General features: G+C 41.6%; 2 pseudogenes. Both read left to right on the top strand.

Annotated elements, in window-relative coordinates:
- Positions 1 to 210: pseudogene (locus A4U55_RS08920) on the top strand (ankyrin repeat domain-containing protein); the annotation flags it as partial.
- Between the two features lie 101 nt (positions 211 to 311).
- A pseudogene (locus A4U55_RS09420) lies at positions 312 to 399 on the top strand (VENN motif pre-toxin domain-containing protein); the annotation flags it as partial.

The following is a 399-nucleotide window of genomic DNA, read 5'->3' as shown; positions in this document are numbered from 1 at the left end:
CCATTACACTATGCCATGCGTTCAAAGAATGCTGATGCTGCTATCGCCTTGCTGGAGGCAGGGGCTGACCCTAATATTCCTAATAAAGATGGATTGAGACCTTTATCCATGGTTGGCTATACCAAAGATAGGTTGGATGTACTTGAACTGATGCTCAAAAAGGTAATGTTCATTTTTATAATGGTCATTATGAAGTGTTACAATTATTAGAGTTGTTTTGGAGTCATGACAAAGATTATATCCCTGTTATTGAAATGATGAAACAGTACGCTTGAAAACCTTTTAAAGCCTAATACACAAACACCCATACCCTAAATGCTGCCAAACTGATTGCAGGCATCACCGCTGTCTTTGCTGGTGAAGATGTCAATGTGGCTGCTGGTGTGGCAGCGGAGGCGG

Origin of the sequence: Moraxella catarrhalis, from assembly GCF_001632285.1 — a bacterium.
GTDB lineage: Bacteria > Pseudomonadota > Gammaproteobacteria > Pseudomonadales > Moraxellaceae > Moraxella > Moraxella catarrhalis.
Note: the sequence above shows the minus strand (reverse complement) of the source record. Positions and strands in the feature narration are given on the sequence as shown.